This window comes from Tepidimonas fonticaldi, from assembly GCF_001675355.1.
GTDB lineage: Bacteria > Pseudomonadota > Gammaproteobacteria > Burkholderiales > Burkholderiaceae_C > Tepidimonas > Tepidimonas fonticaldi.
Window position 1 is genome coordinate 140,051 of the sequence record NZ_LZDH01000056.1, and the last position, 15,070, is coordinate 155,120.

Genomic DNA, 15,070 nt, shown 5'->3' on the forward strand with positions numbered 1-15,070 from the left:
CTCAGCGAGGATCCGTCGAGGCCGGGCCGTCGGTATTTGTCGCGGGCTGGGCGGCTCCCCGGCGCATCGCTTGCGGCGTGGTGCCCGTCCAGCGGCGAAAGGCACGGTGAAACGCGCTGGGCTCCGAAAACCCCAGCAGGTAGGCGACCTCGCCCAGCGCCAGCCGACCCTCGCCCACCCAGCGCAGGGCCAGCTCGTGCCGTACCGCGTCGAGCAGCGGGGCAAACCCCGTACCCTCGTCGCGCAGCCGCCGCTGCAGGCTGCGCTCGCTCAGGCCCAGCTGGCGGGCCACGGCGGGCAAGGTCGCGCGCTCGCCGTCCAGCCCCTGCAGCAAGGCACGCCGTACCCGGTCGGACCACGATGCGGCCGGGGAGCCGAGGCGCTCGAGCAGGCCGTCCGCATGGGCGGTCACGATGCGCGACAGCTCCGCATCGGCCGCGGGTACCGGGCGCCGCAGCACCGCCGCGTCCAGCACCTGGAACATGCCCGGGCGGATCGCCGCCGCCGCATGCAGCCCGAAGGCCACGTCGCCGCTGCGCCGCGCCGCTTCGTCCCACAGGCGGGTTTCCACCGCCAGGGGCATGCGCGCGTTCGGATCGTCCAGCCAGGCCGCCTCGAACCCCGCTGCGGCCATCAACCCATCGGCCGCCACCCCCCGCGCTGCGGCCGCGCCCACGATCATGGCGCCGATGCGGGCCGAGACTGAGATCGAAGCGGCGGCTATTGTGCCGGCAGCATACATGGCGCAGGATACCCAGGGTGTGCGACGAATCGTCGTGCCCATCCTACCCCTTCCAGGAGATGCCATCATGCCGGTCGGATCCGCTCCCGCGTCTGAAGTGGCGGTCGCTGCCCTCGACGTGCCGCCCCGCGCCCAGCCCTCGCTTTACCCGCCGCCGTTCGCCGCCCGCATGGCCGGCCGCATCAAGCGGGCGCTGGGCGACGTGTTCGGGCTCAGCCGCTTCGGTGTCAACCTCACCGAACTGGCGCCGGGTGCGGTCTCGTCGCTGCGCCACGGGCACAGCCAGCAGGACGAATTCGTCTACATCCTGCAAGGCCACCCCGTGCTGCGCACCGATGCCGGCGACACGCCGCTGGCCCCTGGCATGTGCGCCGGTTTTGCCGCCGGCTCGGGCGATGCGCACCAGCTCGTCAACCCGACCGCCGAAACGGTGGTCTACTTGGAGATCGGCGATCGAACCCCCGGCGACACGGTGCACTACCCCGACGATGACCTGCGGGCCGTGCGTGTCGATGGCCGCTGGGTCTTTACCCACAAGGACGGCCGGCCGTACTGACCTCGTGCAACGACCGCCCCAGCCACCCTGGAAGCCCCCCATGCCCACCATCATCCACCCCCGTGATTTCACCGCCGAGCGCGCCTGGGGCGCGCTCGACATCGCCCAGCTCGACGGCATCACCGTACGTCTGCACTGGACCGACGCGCCCTACCGCTGGCACGTCAACGATGGGGCGGAGGTGTTTACCGTGCTCGACGGCCGCGTCGAGATGCGCTGGCGCGAGGCCGGTGAGGAGCACCGCCGCCTGCTGGAGCCGGGCGACGTCTTCTTTGCCGAGGTCGGCTGCGAGCACGTGGCCCATCCGCAGGGGCCGGCGCGCATTCTGGTCGTGGAGCGGGCGGGGTCGGTGTGAGTGGCGGGGTGGTCAGCGCCAGGTGTACGCCACCGCCGCGCCCACGGCGACCAGCGCCACCACCGCCCAGCCGATGCGGTCGATGTGGCGGCGCAGCAGCGGCTCCATGCGCGCGCCGCCCCAGCGCATCAGCGCGGCCACCAGAAAGAAGCGCGCCCCCCGCCCGACGAGCGAGGCCAGCGCGAACGGCAGCAGCGGCATCGCCAGCGCCCCGGCGGCGATGGTGAACACCTTGTACGGAATCGGCGAGAAGCCGGCGATGAACACCGCCCAGGCGCCCCAGGCGTCGAACCACGCCACCGCCTGCTGGTAGGCCGGCCAGTAGCTGCTGCCGCGCAGCCACGGCTCGAGGGCCGCAAACGCCAGCCAGCCGATGAGATACCCGGCCAGCCCCCCCAGCACCGAGGTCCAGGTGGTCAGCCACGCCAGCGACCAGGCGCGCTGCGGCTGCGCCAGCGCCATCGGCGCCAGCATCACGTCCGGCGGCACCGGGAAGAACGACGACTCGGCAAAGCTCAGTGCCGCCAGGTAGCGCGGCGCGTGGCGGTGGCGCGCCCAGCGCAGGGCACGTTCGTACAGGGGGGCAAACAGGCGCATGGTGACGGCGGGTTGGGTGCGGTCAGGCGCTGTGGAACACCAGGCCAGCGTGCTCGCGCATCGCGTGGAAGCGGATCTTGGGCCAGTTGCCTTCCACCGCGCGCAGCGTGGCGGCGTGGTCGAGCAGAATGGCGGGCGCGTCCACGGCATCCCACGCCATGCGGTGGATGTTGGCGTCGATGAAGCGCTTGAGTTCCGCCTCGCCGCCGTTTTCCGGCGGGCAGGTCACCCAGCGCACCACGTGGTAGGGGCTGGCGGCGATGCGCGCCTTGACGCCGTATTCGGTCTCCAGCCGGTGCTGCACCACCTCGAACTGCAGCTGCCCCACCGCGCCGAGCAGCAGCACCGAGCCCGCCATCGGCCGGAAGACCTGGATCGCGCCTTCCTCGCCGAGCTGCTGCAGGCCGGCGCGCAGCTGCTTGGTGCGCAGCGGGTCGGCCACCTCGACGCTGCGGATGATCTCCGGCGCGAAGAACGGCAGCCCGGTGAACTGCAGCGCCTCGCCCTCGGTGAGCGTGTCGCCCAGCTGCAGCAGCCCGTGGTTCGGGATGCCGATGATGTCGCCGGCGTAGGCCTCCTCCAGCAGCTCGCGCCGCTGCGACAGGAACGACACCACCGTGTTGGGCTTGAACTCCTTGCCGGTGCGGGTGATGCGCAGCTTCATGCCGCGCTCGAAGCGGCCGCTGGCCACGCGCACGAAGGCCACGCGGTCGCGGTGCGCAGGGTCCATGTTGGCCTGGATCTTGAACACCACGCCGCTGAACTTGGGCTCGGTCGGCGCCACCTCGCGCTGCAGCGCGGGCTTCGGCCCCGGCGGCGGCGCCAGATCGACCAGCGCGTCCAGCACCTCCTTGACGCCGAAGTTGTTGATCGCCGAGCCGAAGAACATCGGCGTCTGCGTGCCGGCCAGAAACGCCGCGTGCTCGAACGGCGGGGTGGCGCCTTCCACCAGCTCCAGCTCCTCCTGCGCCTGTTGCCACTCGGCGCCGAAGCGCTGCGCGATGGCGGGATTGTCGCGGCCGGCCAGGATCTCCTCGTCGCCGCCGCGGCGGTCCTCGCCGGGGGCGAAGACGCGCATCTGCTCGGCGCGGCGGTCCCACACGCCGTGGAACAGCTTGCCCATGCCGACCGGCCAGGTGAACGGCACCACCGTCATGCCCAGCTCGCGCTCGATCTCGTCCAGCAGATCCAGCGGTGCCTTGACCTCGCGGTCCATCTTGTTGATGAAGGTCAGGATCGGCGTGTTGCGCGCGCGGCAGACCTGCAGCAGCCGCCGCGTCTGCGGCTCCACGCCGTTGCCGGCGTCGATCACCATCAGCGCCGCGTCCACGGCGGTGAGCACGCGGTAGGTGTCCTCGCTGAAATCCTGGTGGCCCGGCGTGTCCAGCAGGTTGATCACGCAGTCGCGGTACTCCATCTGCATCACGGAGCTGGCCACCGAGATGCCGCGCTGCTTCTCGATCTCCATCCAGTCGCTGGTGGCGTGGCGCGCGGCCTTGCGCGCCTTGACGCTGCCGGCGATGTGGATGGCGCCCGAAAACAGCAGCAGCTTTTCGGTCAGCGTGGTCTTGCCCGCGTCGGGGTGCGAGATGATGGCGAAGGTGCGCCGGCGGCGCACCTCGGAGGCGAGGTCTGGCATGGGGCGCCATTATCCCGCAGCCCCGGCGCCCCCCATGCCCGCGCCCCGTACCCCGTGCCCGCGGGCCGTCGGCGACAATCGCCCCATGTCCCGCTCCCCCCGTCCGTCAGCACGCCGTTCCGCCGCCGTGGCGCCCCTGGCCTTGGCCGCCCGGCTGTTGCAGGAGACGCTGCGCTTCCAGCAGCCGCCCGATGCGCTGCTCGCCGACGCCTTTCGCGGCCCGCAGCGGGTCGGCCCGCGCCTGCGCCAAGCGGTGGGCGATGCCCTTTACGCCGCGCTGCGCGATTTGCCCCGCTGGCATGCCTTGACCACGGCCTTGCAGGGGCAGGGCAGTGCGCCGCTGGATGTGGCGCGCTGCCGGATCCAACCCGGCTGGTGCGACAGCGTCATCCGGCTGGCCTGGCCGGATGCGGCCCTGCCGGCGTTGGCCGAGGCCGATGCGTCCGCCGCCGCCGAAGTCGGCGACTGGCAGGCGCGCGCTCGCGCGGTGCACCTGACGCCCGTCCCCGACACGGTACGCCTGGGCCTGCCCGATTGGCTGATCGAGCGCCTGCGCAGCGCCGTCGGGCCCGAGATCGACGCCCTGGCCGCGGCTCTGCGCCGGCCCGCCCCGTTGGACCTGCGTGTCAATGCGCTGCGGGCCAAGCGCCCTGCCGTGTTGGCGGAACTGCAAGCGGCGGGCTTGCCTGCCGAAGCCACGCCGCATGCGCCGTGGGGCATCCGCTTACCCGCCCGCGTGCCCCTGCAGGGGCTGGAGGCCTACGCCCGTGGTGCCATCGAAGTCCAGGACGAAGGCTCGCAACTCATCGCGGCGCTGGTTGGTGCCCGTCGTGGCGAAACCGTGGCCGACTTCTGCGCCGGTGGCGGCGGCAAAACCCTGGCCCTGGGGGCGGATATGCGCGACACCGGCCGCCTGTACGCCTTCGACACCGTGGCCCGCCGCCTGGACGCCCTGCCGGCCCGCGCCCGGCGCGCCGGGCTGACCCAGGTGCACCCCATGGCCATCGCGCACGAACGCGACGAGCGTCTGCAGCGCCTGGCCGGCAAGATCGACCGCGTGCTGGTGGACGCGCCCTGCAGCGGGCTGGGCACCCTGCGGCGCCATCCGGAGCTGATGTGGCGCCACACCCCCGCCACCGTCGCCGAGCTGGCTGCCCTGCAGCAGCGCATTCTGGCCGCCGCGGCGGCACTCGTTCGCCCCGGCGGTCGCCTGGTCTACGCCACCTGCAGCCTGTTGGTGGAGGAAAACGAGGCCGTGGCCGACGCCTTCACCACCGCTCTGCGCGGCGACTTCGTGCGTTTGGATGCCCAGGCGCCGCTGGCCGATGCCCGCGTGGACGACCCGGCGTCAGTGGTGGAAGACGGCGCCCTGCGCCTGTGGCCGCACCGCCATGGCACGGACGGCTTTTTTGCCGTCGCGTGGCAGCGGCGTGGTTGAAGGGGGCGCCTGGGCGGACTTATACAGAAACAGAAGATTGCCGTCAGACCTTTAAAGGTCTATATTCTGTCTCATCCATCACGACAAAACCGCCATGCGCTACTCATCTCAAGTCAAGCCCATCAGCTACCTGAAGGCCAACGCCGCCGAGGTGCTCACCCGGCTTGCCGAACAGCGCGAGCCCCTGGTCATCACTCAGAACGGTGAAGCCAAGGCCGTGCTGCAGGACGTGGCGTCCTTCGAGGAAACGCAGGAGACGTTGGTCCTGTTGAAGATCCTGGCGCTGGGGCAGCAGGACGTGGAGGCCGGTCGCGTCAAGCCGGTCGCCGATGTCGTGGCGCGCCTGCGCGCAAAACGGGCCACGGCCTGATGGTCGGCAGGCCGACGCGCTACGTTGTCCTGCTGACCGAGGGTGCAGAGCAGGACGTGGAGGCGCTCTACGACCACATCGCCGAGTTCGACAGTGTGGCCAACGCCAACCACGTTCTCGACCGCTTGATGGAGGTCGTGGACGGGCTCGCCCAGTTTCCTGAGCGCGGCAGCTATCCCCAGGAACTCGTTGCGCTGGGCATCAAGGACTACCGCCAGACGGCATTCAAGCCTTACCGGGTGATCTATCGCGTCCTGGGCAGCCGGGTCGTGATCTACCTGATCGTCGATGGTCGCCGGGACATGCAGGCGGTGCTGGCGCGCCGATTGCTGGGCGTTTGAGCCTGGCTTTGCTCTGCTAATACGGTTGGTACGGGTGGCGGGACTCGAACCCGCACGGCCTGACGGCCTCAGGATTTTAAGTCCTGTATGTCTACCGGTTCCATCACACCCGCATACCGGTTGCGGGTGACGATTCTATCGGGGGTCCGGCCCTCGGCTCGCCCGGGGCTCAAGCGGCCGCGGTGCCTTCGAAGCGGCGAATGCGCCCCAGGGCATCGGCCAAAGTCGCGCGTGCCACGGCCATGTCGTGATCGGCTTGCAGCCCCATCCAAAACTCCGCGCTGTTGCCGAAGAACGCTGCCAGTCGCAGTGCCGTATCCGCCGTGATCGTGCGGCGTTCCCGCACGATGTCGTTGATGCGGGTGGCGGGCACCCCCAGTGCCAGCGCCAGCGCGTGGGGCGTCAGCCCCAGCGGGATGAGAAACTCCTCCCGCAGCACCTCGCCAGGATGGATGGGCCGCATGCCCGGCGCCACAGTGTCCATGGTATCTGCCCCTTTCAGTGATAGTCCACGATCTCGACGTCGTAGGCGTCGCCATCGACGAAGCGGAAACACACCCGCCACTGGTCATAGATGCGGATGCTGTGCAGCCCGTTGCGGTCGCCGTGCAAGGCTTCGAGTCGGTTGTTGGGCGGAATGCGCAGATCATCCAACCGGGCGGAGCGGTGCACCATCGCCAGCTTACGCTCCGCCACGGCTCGGATGTTCACGAAGCGCGGCACGGACCGCCCGGCGAAAAGCGCTTCGGTGTCGCGGCAGCGGAACGACCGGATCATGTCGATGAGTTTACCATTGAGCGGTAAACGCCAAGCGTTAACATACCGGTCTGCTTCTTTCGCCCGCTGGCCGGGTGGTACTTTTCTGCGCTTGCCTCCAGACCCCCGCCGTACAATCGCAGCTTTGACCCAGCGGTGGCGACCATGAGCCAAGACAACCCTCCGTTCGAGATCCACGTGCATGGCGACATCCGCCTGCGTGATGACGTGGACTACACCCATATCCAGGAGGCGCTGCGGCCGTTGTGGAAGTATGTCGGCGCGCGCTCGCTGATCGATGCCGCAGCCAGTTCCTACGAAGAAGAACCGGGCATCCGCTTCGACCCGCAGGAGCACGTCCTGCAGATGTGCTGGACCATCGAAGGCGACGACGATTTTCGGCTGGCCATCGAGGAGGCCTGCATGGGCCTCAACGAGATCGCGGCCACTGGCGCGGCGATCGAGGTGTCGTTCTACGACCTCGATTTCGACGAGGAAGAGGCCCCGCCCGATGCCGAGGCGCGCGACGATTTTCTGATGTGCTTCGTCGGCCCGACGCCGGCGGCCATCATGCAGGTGCAGCGCGATCTGCTGGTGCAGGATGTCGTGCAGCTGATGGAGCGGCATTTCGACGCCTCCGAGCTGGGCGGCGTGGTCGAGGCCATCGACCGCCTGTTCTCCAGCCGCTTCGACGCCATGGTGAACTCGCTGCAGCTCGGCCGCCCTCCGCGCGGCGCAGGCCCCGGCGGCGGGCACGGTGGCCCGCGCAAGCCGCGGCACCTGCACTGATCGATCAGCCCGCCGTCACGGCGATGCCCTTGAACTCGCCGCTGGCTATGCGCTGGCGCCACTCGGCCGGGCCGCTTTGGTGCACGCTGTTGCCGGTGGCGTCCACGGCCACGGTCACTGGCATGTCCTGCACCTCGAACTCGTAGATGGCTTCCATGCCCAGGTCCTCGAAGCCCACCACGCGGGCCGCCTTGATGGCCTTGGCCACCAGATAGGCCGCGCCGCCCACGGCCATCAGGTAGGCGCTGCGGTTGTCGCGGATGGCCTCGATGGCCACCGGGCCGCGCTCGCTCTTGCCGATCATGGAAATCAGCCCGGTCTTCTCCAGCATCATGCGGGTGAACTTGTCCATGCGGGTGGCGGTGGTGGGGCCGGCGGGGCCGACCACCTCGTCGCGCACCGGGTCCACCGGGCCGACGTAGTAGATCACGCGGTTGGTGAAGTCCACCGGCAGCTTCTCGCCCTTGGCCAACATGTCGGCAATGCGCTTGTGCGCGGCGTCACGGCCGGTGAGCATCTTGCCGTTGAGCAGCAGCTTTTGCCCCGCCTTCCAGGACGCCACCTCCTCCTTGGTCAGGGTGTCCAGGTTGACACGGGTGGCGCTCTGGGTGTCGGGTGTCCAGGTCACGGCGGGCCAGTCTTCCAGCTTCGGGGGTTCCAGCTTGGCCGGGCCGCTGCCGTCCAGGTGGAAGTGCACATGGCGCGTGGCCGCGCAGTTGGGGATCATCGCCACCGGCAGGCTGGCCGCATGGGTGGGGTAGTCCAGGATCTTGACGTCCACCACGGTCGTCAGGCCCCCCAGCCCTTGCGCACCGATGCCCAACGCGTTGACCTTCTCGTACAACTCCAGCCGCAGCTCTTCCACGCGGGTGAGCGCGGCGCCGGAACGCTTCTTGTCGATCAACTCGTGGATGTCCACCGGCGCCATCAGCGATTCCTTGGCCAGCAGCATGGCCTTCTCCGGCGTGCCGCCGATGCCAATGCCCAGGATGCCCGGCGGGCACCAGCCCGCGCCCATGGTCGGCACGGTCTTGAGCACCCAGTCCACGATGGAGTCCGACGGGTTGAGCATGACCATCTTGGTCTTGTTCTCCGAGCCGCCACCCTTGGCGGCGCAGATGACCTCGATGCCATCGCCGGGCACGATCTCGTAGTGCACCACGGCCGGGGTGTTGTCCTTGGTGTTCTTGCGCGCGCCGGCCGGGTCCGCCAGCACCGAGGCGCGCAGCGGGTTGTCCGGATTCAGGTAGGCGCGGCGCACGCCTTCGTTGACCATGTCCTGCACGCTCATCGTGGCGTCGGGCCAGGTCACATTCATGCCCACCTTCAGGAACACGACCGCGATGCCGGTGTCCTGGCAGATCGGGCGGTGGCCCTCGGCGCTCAGGCGGCTGTTGGTCAGGATCTGGGCGATGGCGTCCTTGGCGGCCGGGCTTTGCTCGCGCTCGTAGGCTTTGCCCAGCGCCTGAATGTAGTCCAGCGGGTGGTAGAAGCTGATGTACTGGAAGGCGTCGGCGATGGACTGGATCAGGTCTTCCTGGCGGATGGCGGTCATGGTGGGTTCCCTTGACGTAACGGCAGCGCGCCGCGCCATCCCCGGCACGGCGCGACGGGGGCGGGCGTCAGTGGTCGTCGTCGCCCGGGTGGTGGATCAGCCTCTCGGTCAACGCGATGGCCAGCGCGCTCAGCAGGAATACCGCATGGATCACGGTCTGCCACAGCAGCACCTTGTCGGTGTAGTTGGCGGCGTTGATGAAGGTCTTGAGCAGGTGGATCGAGCTGATGCCGATGATGGCGGTGGCGAGCTTCACCTTCAGCACGCCGGCGTTGACGTGGTTGAGCCACTCCGGCTGGTCCGGGTGCCCTTCCAGCCGCAGGCGGCTCACGAAGGTTTCGTAACCGCCGACGATGACCATGATCAGCAGGTTGCTGATCATCACCACGTCGATCAGGGCCAGCACCACCAGCATGATGATGGTTTCGTTGAGGCCGTCCAGTTTGGCCGAGGTGACGTAGCCGATGCTCGTGACCAGCTTGTCCAGCGCAGCCGCGTTGCCAAACGCCGCCTCGATCAGGTGCACCAATTCCACCCAGAAGTGGTACACATACACCGCTTGCGCCACGATCAGGCCGATGTACAGTGGCAGCTGCAGCCAGCGGCTCGCGAAGATCAGTTTCGGCAGCGGCGGGATCGGCTTGTTTAGCTGGGTCATGAAGCGCTCGGTAACGGATCTGGCGCGCCAATTGTAGTGGCGGGGCCTGCCGTGCCGGCGGGCTGCGCCTTTGCGTAAGGGCCTCGTCAGAGACCCGCTGCACAGTTGCCGGCTGTCGTTGTCCCCATTCCAAACGTCCTGAGGAGACCCCCGACATGGCTGAATCGACCTCTGCCATCACTTCGATGCTGGTGGAAAACCGCGTTTTCGATCCCCATCCGTCGCTGGCGGCCCAGGCGCGCGTGTCCGGCATGGACGCCTACCGTGCCCTGTGTGCCGAGGCCGAGGCCGATTTCGAGGGCTTCTGGGCCCGCCGCGCGCGCGAGCTGCTGGTCTGGCACAAGCCGTTCACCCAGGTGCTGGACGAGTCCAACAAGCCGTTCTATCGGTGGTTTGCCGACGGTGAGTTGAACGCCTCGTACAACTGCCTGGACCGCCACATGGGCACCCCCGTCGAGAACAAGACGGCCATCGTCTTCGAGGCCGACGATGGGGCGGTCACCCGCGTCACCTACAAGGAACTGCTGGCGCGCGTCAGCCAGTTTGCCAACGCCCTCAAGAGCCTGGGCGTCAAGAAAGGCGACCGCGTCGTCATCTACATGCCCATGACCATCGAGGGCGTGGTGGCGATGCAGGCCTGCGCGCGCATCGGCGCCACGCACAGCGTGGTGTTCGGCGGCTTCTCGGCCAAGGCGCTGCAGGAGCGCATCCAGGACGCCGGCGCGGTGGCCGTCATCACCGCCAACTACCAGATGCGCGGCGGCAAGGAGCTGCCCCTGAAGGCCATCGTGGACGAAGGCATCGCCATGGGCGGGTGCGAGTCGGTGCGCCACGTCGTGGTCTTCCAGCGCACCGCCACCGCCTGCGCCATGGTCCCCGGCCGCGATGTGTGGATGCACGAGGCGCTGGCGGGTCAGCCCACCGAATGCGCCCCCGAGTGGGTGGGTGCCGAGCACCCGCTGTTCGTGCTCTACACCTCCGGCTCCACCGGCAAGCCCAAGGGCGTGCAGCACTCCACCGGCGGCTACCTGCTGTGGGCCAAGCAGACCATGCTGTGGACCTTCGACCTGAAGGACAGCGACGTCTTCTGGTGCACCGCCGACATCGGCTGGATCACCGGCCACACCTACGTCGCCTACGGGCCGCTGGCCGCCGGGGCCACGCAGATCGTCTTCGAGGGCGTGCCGACCTACCCCAACGCCGGGCGCTTCTGGCAGATGATCGAGCGCCACAAGGCCACCATCTTCTACACCGCGCCCACCGCCATCCGCTCGCTGATCAAGGCCAGCGACACCGACGAGAAGGTGCACCCGCGCAACTGGGATCTGTCGACGCTGCGCATCCTGGGTTCGGTCGGCGAGCCGATCAACCCCGAGGCGTGGATGTGGTACTACAAGCACGTCGGCGGCGAACGCTGCCCGATCGTCGACACCTTCTGGCAGACCGAGACGGGTGGCCACATGATCACGCCGCTGCCGGGCGCCACGCCGCTGGTGCCGGGCTCGTGCACGCTGCCGCTGCCCGGCATCTTCGCCGCCATCGTCGATGAGCAGGGCAACGACATGCCGAATGGCCAGGGCGGCATCCTCGTCGTCAAGAAGCCGTGGCCGTCGATGATCCGCACCATCTGGGGCGACCCGGAGCGCTTCAAGAAGAGCTACTTCCCCGAGGAGCTCAAGGGTTACTACCTGGCCGGCGACGGCGCCGTGCGCTCCGAGGATCGCGGCTACTTCCGCATCACCGGCCGCATCGACGACGTGCTCAACGTCAGCGGCCACCGCATGGGCACGATGGAGATCGAGTCGGCGCTGGTGGCCAAGACCGACCTCGTCGCCGAGGCCGCGGTGGTCGGCCGCCCGGACGACCTGACCGGCGAGGCCATCGTCGCCTTCGTCGTGCTCAAGCGCCCGCTGCCGCAGGGCGAGGAGGCCAAGCAGATCGCCAACGAGCTGCGCAACTGGGTGGCCAAGGAAATCGGCCCGATCGCCAAGCCCAAGGACATCCGCTTCGGCGAGAACCTGCCGAAGACCCGCTCCGGCAAGATCATGCGCCGCCTGCTGCGCGCGATCGCCAAGGGCGAGGCGATCACGCAGGACGTCTCCACGCTGGAGAACCCGCACATCCTGGAGCAGCTGGCCAAGACCAACTGACGCCGGCGCTGCGGCGGCCGCCGACGGGCGGCAAAACAAAAAGCCTCGCGATCCGCGAGGCTTTTTTGTGGCTGGCGAGCCACCGTCCACCGCCCGGCCGGGCCGGGCGGACCGGCGCATCACTTCAGGCTCAGCACCCAGGCCGCCAGCTTCTTGGCTTCGGCGTCGTTGACCTGCGGGTTGGCCGGCATCGGGATGGCGCCCCACACGCCCGAGCCACCCTTTTGGATCTTAGTGGCCAGCATGTCGGCGGCCTTGGCGTCGCCAGCGTACTTCTTGGCGATGTCCTTGTAGGCCGGGCCGACCAGCTTCTTGTCGACCGAGTGGCAGGCCATGCAGTTCTTGGCCTTGGCCAGGGCTTCGTCGGCCAGGGCCGGCGCGGAGACGACAGCGGTCGCGGCCAGGATGAGCAGAGCGCGTTTCATGGTGTCTTTCCCGTGAAGGTTGAGGAAGGAGCGGCAGACGGAAGGCATTCTAGCGGGACGCCCGTCGGGCACAATCCGTCTTTACAGCTTGTTGCAAACGATACGTCCGCGGGCGATTCCTGGGGTTACACAGGGATTTCGCCGCTCGGTTCCAGGAGTGCGGCCATGGGCTTTCTCGTGCTGGGCGTGGTCTTGCTGATTCTCAAGTGGGCGGCCATCGGCCCGGTGGCGCAGTGGTCATGGACCTGGGTGCTCGCGCCGTTTGCCCTGGCCGCGCTGTGGTGGTGGTGGGCGGATTGGTCGGGCTACACCAAGCGCCGCGCGATGCGCCGCGACGAGGCCCGCAAGGCGGCCCGCCTCGAGAAAGCCCGCGCCAGCTTGCGGCCCCCGAAGTCCCGTCCCTGATGATCCACCCCGTGTGTCGCCGGCCGGCGGCTGCGCTGGCACAATGACGCGGTAGACCCGAGCGGCGGTTGCCCGCGCAGCCGCCATCCCCTGATCCCATCCCCCATCGATCCATGCCCACCTACCGCTCCCGCACCACCACGCAAGGCCGCAACATGGCCGGCGCGCGCGCCCTGTGGCGCGCCACCGGCATGAAGGACGGCGACTTCGACAAGCCCATCATCGCCGTGGCCAACTCGTTCACGCAGTTCGTGCCCGGCCATGTGCACCTGAAGGATCTGGGTCAGTTGGTGGCGCGCGAGATCGAGGCCGCCGGCGGCGTGGCCAAGGAGTTCAACACCATCGCCGTCGACGACGGCATCGCGATGGGCCACGACGGCATGCTGTATTCGCTGCCCAGCCGCGAGCTGATCGCCGACAGCGTGGAATACATGGTCAATGCGCACTGCGCCGACGCGCTGGTGTGCATCTCTAATTGCGACAAGATCACGCCGGGCATGCTGATGGCGGCGATGCGCCTCAACATCCCGACCGTATTCGTCTCCGGCGGGCCGATGGAGGCCGGCAAGGTGCGCCTGGCGGTGCCGGGCGAGCAGACCGTGCAGATCAAGAAGCTCGACCTGGTCGACGCGATGGTGATGGCTGCCGATACCCAGGTGGACGACGCCACCGTGGCGGAGGTGGAGCGCTCGGCCTGCCCGACCTGCGGCTCGTGCTCCGGCATGTTCACCGCCAACTCGATGAACTGCCTGACCGAGGCGCTGGGCCTGTCGCTGCCGGGCAACGGCACGGTGCTGGCCACGCACGCCGACCGCGAGCAGCTGTTCCGCCGCGCCGGCCGGCTGATCGTCGAGCTGGCGCGCCGCTACTACGAGCAGGACGACGCCTCGGTGCTGCCGCGCTCGATCGCCACCTTCGAGGCGTTCGAGAACGCGATGTCGCTCGACATCGCGATGGGCGGCTCCACCAACACCGTGCTGCACCTGCTGGCCACCGCGCGCGAGGCTGAGGTGAACTTCACCATGGCCGACATCGACCGCCTGTCGCGCCGCGTGCCGACGCTGTGCAAGGTGGCGCCCAACACCAACAAGTACCACATCGAGGACGTGCACCGCGCCGGCGGCATCATGGGCATCCTCGGCGAGCTGGCGCGCGCCGGTCTGCTGCACACCAACGCCCGCACCGTGCACAGCCCCACGCTGGCGGAGGCGCTGGCGCACTGGGACGTGATGGTCACCCAGTCGGAGGAGGTGCGCACCTTCTACCGTGCCGGCCCGGCCGGCATCCCGACGCAGCAGCCGTTCAGCCAGAGCACGCGCTGGCCGACGCTGGACCTGGACCGCCGCGAGGGCTGCATCCGCTCGGTGGAGCATGCCTACTCGCGCGACGGCGGGCTGGCGGTGCTGTACGGCAACCTGGCGCAGGACGGCTGCATCGTCAAGACCGCCGGCATCGACGAGAGCATGTTCGAGGTCGAGCAGCTGCGCTACACCACCAGCGTGCCGACCTCGGTGCTGCGCGTCTTCGAAGGGCCGGCGCGCGTGTTCGAGAGCCAGGACGCGGCGGTGGAGGGCATTCTGGGCGATCAGGTCCAGCCCGGCGACGTGGTCGTCATCCGCTATGAAGGCCCGCGCGGCGGCCCCGGCATGCAGGAGATGCTCTACCCGACCTCGTACCTGAAGTCCAAGGGCTTGGGCAAAGTCTGCGCGCTGCTGACCGACGGGCGCTTCTCTGGTGGCACCTCGGGGCTGTCGATCGGCCACGTCTCGCCGGAGGCGGCCGCCGGCGGCACGATCGGGCTGGTGCGCGACGGCGACCGCATCCGCATCGACGTCACGCGCCGCAGCATCGAGCTGCTGGTCAGCGACGAGGAACTGGCTGCGCGCCGCGCCGAGCAGGACCGCCTCGGCTGGAAGCCGGCCAAGCCGCGTGCGCGCAAGGTCTCGGCCGCGCTGCGCGCCTACGCGCATTGGGCCACGTCCGCCGATCGGGGTGCCGTGCGGGATTTGTCCGGCCTGGACGACTGACGCCCGGTCAGCCGCGCACGCGTCTGCGTGTCCAGGCGGCACGCAGCGCGACGGACAGCACCAGGACCTCTTCCTGCGTCAAATCCGGAAAATGCTCCCGCACCCGCAACGGAACGTGATGGGTGAGGGCATGGCCGGCAATGCCCTGGTGGGGATCCAGCAGCGGCCGGCACAGTTCGAACGCCTCTTCGAAGACTGCCCGCACCCGGTGGTAGCGGCGCTGGTCGTCGGTGCGGACTTCCATGGTGTCCCTCCTTCGTGCGGACA

General features: G+C 68.9%; 18 protein-coding genes and 1 tRNA gene. 9 read left to right on the forward strand and 10 right to left on the reverse strand.

The genetic code is table 11. From position 1 onward, the window contains the following. Nucleotide 1: 1 nt before the first annotated feature. Entirely contained in the window at nt 2-742 is a 741-nt protein-coding gene (locus tag A9O67_RS06440) for a helix-turn-helix domain-containing protein (RefSeq protein WP_197484451.1), read from the reverse strand. Nucleotides 743-809: 67 nt separating this feature from the next. On the opposite strand from A9O67_RS06440, the gene A9O67_RS06445 reads away from it, so the two are divergent. Together A9O67_RS06445 and A9O67_RS06450 are read left to right on the forward strand one after the other, a co-directional pair. After that, complete coding sequence (locus A9O67_RS06445; protein WP_068608579.1) at nt 810-1,298, forward strand: cupin domain-containing protein; 489 nt, start codon at nt 810-812, stop codon at nt 1,296-1,298. 40 nt (nt 1,299-1,338) lie between these two features. Further along, the gene (locus A9O67_RS06450; protein ID WP_058615743.1) at nt 1,339-1,653 is read left to right on the forward strand and encodes a cupin domain-containing protein; all 315 of its coding nucleotides are present in this window, start codon (nt 1,339-1,341) and stop codon (nt 1,651-1,653) included. Between the two features lie 12 nt (nt 1,654-1,665). On the opposite strand, the gene A9O67_RS06455 is transcribed toward A9O67_RS06450, so the two are convergent. Then, entirely contained in the window at nt 1,666-2,250 is a 585-nt protein-coding gene (locus A9O67_RS06455) for a YqaA family protein (protein ID WP_068608580.1), read from the reverse strand. A 22-nt stretch (nt 2,251-2,272) separates the two neighbouring features. After that, nucleotides 2,273-3,889, reverse strand: a complete 1,617-nt coding sequence (locus A9O67_RS06460) for a peptide chain release factor 3 (RefSeq protein WP_068608582.1) — start codon at nt 3,887-3,889, stop codon at nt 2,273-2,275. A gap of 85 nt (nt 3,890-3,974) precedes the next feature. On the opposite strand from A9O67_RS06460, the gene A9O67_RS06465 reads away from it, so the two are divergent. From A9O67_RS06465 to A9O67_RS06475, 3 genes are all read left to right on the forward strand, one after another. Then, nucleotides 3,975-5,327 carry an RsmB/NOP family class I SAM-dependent RNA methyltransferase gene (locus A9O67_RS06465; protein WP_082955419.1) on the forward strand — a complete coding sequence of 451 codons (1,353 nt, stop codon included), beginning with the start codon at nt 3,975-3,977 and terminating at the stop codon, nt 5,325-5,327. Between the two features lie 94 nt (nt 5,328-5,421). Next, nucleotides 5,422-5,697 carry a type II toxin-antitoxin system Phd/YefM family antitoxin gene (locus tag A9O67_RS06470; protein ID WP_068608587.1) on the forward strand — a complete coding sequence of 92 codons (276 nt, stop codon included), beginning with the start codon at nt 5,422-5,424 and terminating at the stop codon, nt 5,695-5,697. After that, nucleotides 5,697-6,038: a type II toxin-antitoxin system RelE/ParE family toxin gene (locus A9O67_RS06475; protein WP_068608589.1), complete on the forward strand. Its 342-nt coding sequence runs from the start codon at nt 5,697-5,699 to the stop codon at nt 6,036-6,038. The genes A9O67_RS06470 and A9O67_RS06475 overlap by 1 nt, the downstream gene beginning before the upstream one ends. Nucleotides 6,039-6,064: 26 nt before the next feature. Here the strand turns inward: A9O67_RS06475 and A9O67_RS06480 are convergent. From A9O67_RS06480 to A9O67_RS06490, 3 genes are all read right to left on the reverse strand, one after another. Continuing rightward, a tRNA-Leu gene (locus tag A9O67_RS06480) sits at nt 6,065-6,151 on the reverse strand. Nucleotides 6,152-6,207: 56 nt separating this feature from the next. Beyond that, complete coding sequence (locus A9O67_RS06485) at nt 6,208-6,522, reverse strand: HigA family addiction module antitoxin (protein ID WP_068608591.1); 315 nt, start codon at nt 6,520-6,522, stop codon at nt 6,208-6,210. Nucleotides 6,523-6,536: 14 nt separating this feature from the next. Next, nucleotides 6,537-6,815, reverse strand: a complete 279-nt coding sequence (locus A9O67_RS06490) for a type II toxin-antitoxin system RelE/ParE family toxin (protein ID WP_068608592.1) — start codon at nt 6,813-6,815, stop codon at nt 6,537-6,539. 144 nt (nt 6,816-6,959) lie between these two features. Here A9O67_RS06490 and A9O67_RS06495 point away from each other — a divergent pair, with 144 nt between their 5' ends. Continuing rightward, nucleotides 6,960-7,583 carry a DUF6806 family protein gene (locus A9O67_RS06495; RefSeq protein WP_068608594.1) on the forward strand — a complete coding sequence of 208 codons (624 nt, stop codon included), beginning with the start codon at nt 6,960-6,962 and terminating at the stop codon, nt 7,581-7,583. A gap of 4 nt (nt 7,584-7,587) precedes the next feature. Here the strand turns inward: A9O67_RS06495 and A9O67_RS06500 are convergent, their stop codons facing one another. Both A9O67_RS06500 and A9O67_RS06505 read right to left on the reverse strand, forming a co-directional pair. Further along, complete coding sequence (locus A9O67_RS06500) at nt 7,588-9,138, reverse strand: fumarate hydratase (RefSeq protein ID WP_068608597.1); 1,551 nt, start codon at nt 9,136-9,138, stop codon at nt 7,588-7,590. Between the two features lie 67 nt (nt 9,139-9,205). Further along, a complete protein-coding gene (locus A9O67_RS06505; protein WP_068608599.1) occupies nt 9,206-9,796 on the reverse strand; it encodes a TIGR00645 family protein in 591 nt (196 codons plus the stop codon). Between the two features lie 155 nt (nt 9,797-9,951). Between A9O67_RS06505 and acs the strand changes: the two genes are divergently transcribed. Next, nucleotides 9,952-11,946: an acetate--CoA ligase gene (acs, locus tag A9O67_RS06510; protein WP_068608601.1), complete on the forward strand. Its 1,995-nt coding sequence runs from the start codon at nt 9,952-9,954 to the stop codon at nt 11,944-11,946. A 119-nt stretch (nt 11,947-12,065) separates the two neighbouring features. Here the strand turns inward: acs and A9O67_RS06515 are convergent, their stop codons facing one another. Beyond that, a complete protein-coding gene (locus A9O67_RS06515; RefSeq protein ID WP_068608602.1) occupies nt 12,066-12,371 on the reverse strand; it encodes a c-type cytochrome in 306 nt (101 codons plus the stop codon). A gap of 165 nt (nt 12,372-12,536) precedes the next feature. Here A9O67_RS06515 and A9O67_RS06520 point away from each other — a divergent pair, with 165 nt between their 5' ends. Continuing rightward, complete coding sequence (locus A9O67_RS06520) at nt 12,537-12,776, forward strand: TIGR04438 family Trp-rich protein (protein WP_068608604.1); 240 nt, start codon at nt 12,537-12,539, stop codon at nt 12,774-12,776. A gap of 113 nt (nt 12,777-12,889) precedes the next feature. Next, the gene (gene ilvD, locus A9O67_RS06525) at nt 12,890-14,803 is read left to right on the forward strand and encodes a dihydroxy-acid dehydratase (RefSeq protein WP_068608606.1); all 1,914 of its coding nucleotides are present in this window, start codon (nt 12,890-12,892) and stop codon (nt 14,801-14,803) included. Between the two features lie 7 nt (nt 14,804-14,810). Here ilvD and A9O67_RS06530 read toward each other — a convergent pair whose 3' ends face one another. Continuing rightward, a complete protein-coding gene (locus A9O67_RS06530; RefSeq protein WP_068608607.1) occupies nt 14,811-15,047 on the reverse strand; it encodes a hypothetical protein in 237 nt (78 codons plus the stop codon). Nucleotides 15,048-15,070 lie beyond the last annotated feature (23 nt).